This is a genomic window from uncultured Solobacterium sp. (assembly GCF_963550625.1).
Classification (GTDB): domain Bacteria; phylum Bacillota_I; class Bacilli_A; order Erysipelotrichales; family Erysipelotrichaceae; genus Bulleidia.
The window spans coordinates 1-3,707 of sequence record NZ_CAUVCV010000032.1; the positions used below are offsets into that span (position 1 = coordinate 1).

Sequence of the window (3,707 nt, forward strand, 5' to 3'; positions counted from 1 at the left end):
TGCTGGCTAGCATTGTTGATTTTGGATTGTACATAGATGTCTGAGACGAAGTTATCGAGAAGGTAGTCTGTAACTTTTGCAAAAGTATCAATCTCAATATCAACTGTAATATAATCTCCTACATCTTGTAATTCACGGGTTAGATTCTCTAAAGCAACCTTTGCATATCTGATTTCTTCCTGTGCGTTTTCGATATGATTGTGCTTGATGATAGAGGTGATGAAACCACCTGCAAAGATATCAAACAAACCCCAATTTCTTGCTTTCTTGAGGAATTTTTTTGCTTGATACAAGTGTTGTAGTGCATCTTCGGCTGCGAAGATGGCTTCTGTAATATCGTTTTCTAATGTATTCATAATTTTAGTTTACTCCTGTTTATCAGAAAGAAAAATAGTAACTATAGTAAATTCTTACGAATCCAGTTTGCGCATCCCTCTTGGAAGTAGTGGTCTGCATGGTCAGTCGCAATTTCTTTTAGACATGGCATTGCGTTACCCATTGCAACCTTTACACCTGCAACCTCTAGCATGGCTAAATCATTTTCGCCATCACCAATTGCACAAACTTGTTCTGGTAAGATATTCTCTCGTTCCATAATCATACGAAGGCCATTCCCTTTATCAATCCCATGTGGTTGCACTTCTAGCCAGTTTGGATTAACAAAGAAGACGGAGTACTTATCCGTAGGAATCTCTTTGGCAAGTTTCTTGAGTGTGCCTGCAGTACCTGAGAAACAAACCTTGATGATATATTTATTTTCTAGGTTTTCAAGATTAAAATCGATATCTGCCTGTTGAATGTGACGGTGTTGAATCAAGTCGCGGACTTGCATGCATAGACGGAAAATAGTTAATGCGATGTAGTTCTTTCTTGAACCGGTTGTAAGAAAATCTTTATCTGTCGATACCATTAGGATGACAGGGTACTTTTCTGCAAGTGGAAGCAGACCATGAATCTCTTCTTTTGTTAATACTGGAAGAGTTATATGTTCTTTCTCTTTTACAAAGTAGATATCTTGGCCATTGTTGGAAACAATATAATCATAGATATCCTTTGGAAATCCATTCAGAATACGTTCGTAATGACGACCAGTGCAGATTGCGACACGTGTTCCTTGTGCTCGTAACATACGTAGCGTTTCTGTTGCGTATTGTGTTAAGTGAGCAGGGCGAGCAAATAATGTACCATCTAAGTCTGTTGCAAAGAGTTTAATATCTTTTTTTATCATAGATGTATTTTAGTTTGTTCAAAGAAGATTAGCAAGTAATGCTGAATATATGAAACATCAAAGAAATTTGATGATGTGCTTATTCAGATTTGCTATGGTATAATGAAAATTGTTATTAGTATGTGAGGAAATGAAAATGAATCAGCCATTATTCTACGGAAACTTATTAGTTACATTAGCATTCGGCGCATTTGCAGGTTTAATGTTTTATCGTTTAGCCAATACAAAGGGAAAGATTAAGTATGCAGGAAGACAATGGGACGCAACTAAGATTACGCTCATTGTGATTGTGGGTTTGACTCTTGTTTCTTTAATTGGTAATACAATTACTGTTTTTGATATCTTACGTGTTATCGTGATCATTGTTGCGATTGTTGCGTATTGGTTAGCGAAAGATGGTATTGGGGAAGAGGGTTATGTAACCAATGGCAAATTCCATGCATGGAAGGAACTCAGTGGTTATGATTATAAGGATGATAAGAAGTTCTTTAATTTATATCTAACATCATCTTCAAAGAAAGAAAGCACAAATGTAGAGCTTGTAGAGTATGAGTTCGATCAGAAAGCGGATGTACTAGCTTTCATGAAGGAAAAAGTTGGTAATAAATATAAGCGTATGAAGAAGTGATTGTAATCAAGCAATCACTTTTTTTGACAAACAAGAAAAGTAGATTATAATATATATAGTCAAAATGACTATAAGGAGAAGCCATGGAAGAAAGAAATGAACGTGGTGAAACACTAGAGGAATTCCTTGCTCGCTATGATGAGACAAAGTATCGAAGGCCGAGTAATACGGTTGATATGATTTTATTAACAGTATTAAGGGGAAAGTTAAAGGTGTTATTAGTCAAACGTAAGGATCATCCATTTATTCATGATTGGGCTATGCCTGGTGGTTTTGTGAATTTTGATGAAGATTTGGATACCGCAATGAAACGAGAATTAGAAGAGGAAACCAACCTTTTTGATTCTACATACTTTAGACAATTATATACATTTGGAAATGCGGACCGTGATCCGCGGACACGTGTGATTACAACAGTTTACTTGTCTATGACACCGGCCGAAAATATTAAGATGACATCTGCTGGTGATGATGCGATGGATACAGGTTGGTTTACCATCCAAAAGATCACTACAACAACAGATGGTCACGAACGTAAGAGTGTACTTATGTTAGATGAAGAAGAAAAAGGGATTCATCTACGTTATGAAATTTATGATACTGCTTGTGATAACTACGTACAGACAAGATCCAAGTTACTAGATAGTTCAAACGCAAAACTAGCAGCCGATCACATCAAGGCAATCAATATGGCAATTGATGTTGTACGTAATCGTGCAGCTTCTACAGGTATTATGTTTAACCTGTTGCCGAAGGAATGTACACTACGTGAGATTCAGGAAGTCTATGAGGCTATCGTAAATCACCCAGTTGATACAGGTAACTTTAGACGGGATATTAAAAAAATGTTAGTGGCTACAGGTAATACAACGATTGTAAACGGTAGGAAGGTCGCAACCTATAGCTTTAATCCATTACTACCATTCGTAAAGGAGACGTTATAATGAAAGTACTTATCGCAATTGATATTCAAAATGATTTCGTGTCAGGTTCTCTTGGCACAAAAGAGGCAGAAGCTGCCCTTGCAAAGATGGTTGAAGAAATCAACTCTCCAAAATATGATATGGTCTTTGCAACACAGGATACACATGATACAAATTATCTCAATACCTTGGAAGGTAAATACTTACCGGTTGTACACTGTATCAAGGATACAGAGGGTTGGAAGTTTCCAAAGAGTGTTGAAGAAGCACTGCATAAACGCAATGCTAAAATATTTGAGAAGGATACCTTTGGTTCACTCAATCTAGCAGTTGAACTACAGAAACTTGCTCCAGAAGAAATTGTATTAATTGGTATCTGTACAGATATTTGTGTTGTGACAAATGCTTTACTATTACGTACACATCTGCCAAATACAAAGATAACTGTTTTACCGCAAGCATGCGCTGCGACAACGATAGACAAACAAAAGGAAGCTCTCGATGTAATGGCTTCTTGTCAGATTGAAATAGAAAAATGAGGAAATGATATGAACAACATTCAAGTAGAACCATATATCCCAGATGAAGATTATGACAATCCAGCGATGGTCACAGACTTCTATGAATTCTCCATGGCAAATTCACTATTCATGCATGGATATAAAGATACCATCATGGTATTTAACATGTTCTTTAGAGATAACCCAGACGATGGCGGATATGCAATTAGCTGTGGACAACAGAAGCTATTACGTTTCTTAAAGAACTATCACTTTACAGACTTTGATATTCAGTGGTTATTAACCAAGGGTATGAGTCCAGAATTCTGTGAATATCTACGTAACTATAAGTGGAAGGGTGATGTGTACATGTTGCGTGAGGGTACTGTATGTTATCCTCAGGTACCAATGGTACGTATTGAGTGTGA

General features: G+C 36.8%; 5 protein-coding genes and 1 pseudogene. 4 read left to right on the plus strand and 2 right to left on the minus strand.

What is annotated here, in order from left to right; translation table 11 throughout:
* A partial coding sequence (locus tag RYK16_RS08320; protein WP_314851786.1) for a hypothetical protein occupies nucleotides 1–356 on the minus strand: 356 nt, incomplete at its 3' end.
* Between the two features lie 41 nt (nucleotides 357–397).
* On the minus strand, nucleotides 398–1,228 hold the full coding sequence (locus tag RYK16_RS08325) for an HAD family hydrolase (RefSeq protein ID WP_314851788.1): 831 nt from the start codon (nucleotides 1,226–1,228) through the stop codon (nucleotides 398–400).
* Nucleotides 1,229–1,364: 136 nt separating this feature from the next.
* On the opposite strand from RYK16_RS08325, the gene RYK16_RS08330 reads away from it, so the two are divergent.
* The 4 genes and pseudogenes from RYK16_RS08330 to RYK16_RS08345 form a co-directional block, all read left to right on the plus strand.
* Entirely contained in the window at nucleotides 1,365–1,856 is a 492-nt protein-coding gene (locus tag RYK16_RS08330) for a DUF5673 domain-containing protein (protein WP_288914398.1), read from the plus strand.
* 83 nt (nucleotides 1,857–1,939) lie between these two features.
* Nucleotides 1,940–2,800 carry an NUDIX hydrolase gene (locus tag RYK16_RS08335; RefSeq protein ID WP_314851789.1) on the plus strand — a complete coding sequence of 287 codons (861 nt, stop codon included), beginning with the start codon at nucleotides 1,940–1,942 and terminating at the stop codon, nucleotides 2,798–2,800.
* Nucleotides 2,800–3,318 carry a cysteine hydrolase family protein gene (locus RYK16_RS08340; protein ID WP_314851790.1) on the plus strand — a complete coding sequence of 173 codons (519 nt, stop codon included), beginning with the start codon at nucleotides 2,800–2,802 and terminating at the stop codon, nucleotides 3,316–3,318. Before RYK16_RS08335 ends, RYK16_RS08340 begins: the two co-directional genes overlap by 1 nt.
* 9 nt (nucleotides 3,319–3,327) lie before the next feature.
* Nucleotides 3,328–3,707: pseudogene (locus tag RYK16_RS08345) on the plus strand (nicotinate phosphoribosyltransferase); the annotation flags it as partial.

Excerpts from the sequence above, each read along its gene's own strand:
- RYK16_RS08325 (WP_314851788.1), bottom strand. The coding sequence starts at position 1,228 with ATGATAAAAAAAGATATTAAACTCTTTGCAACAGACTTAGATGGTACA.
- RYK16_RS08330 (WP_288914398.1), top strand. The coding sequence starts at position 1,365 with ATGAATCAGCCATTATTCTACGGAAACTTATTAGTTACATTAGCATTC.
- RYK16_RS08335 (WP_314851789.1), top strand. The coding sequence starts at position 1,940 with ATGGAAGAAAGAAATGAACGTGGTGAAACACTAGAGGAATTCCTTGCT.
- RYK16_RS08340 (WP_314851790.1), top strand. The coding sequence starts at position 2,800 with ATGAAAGTACTTATCGCAATTGATATTCAAAATGATTTCGTGTCAGGT.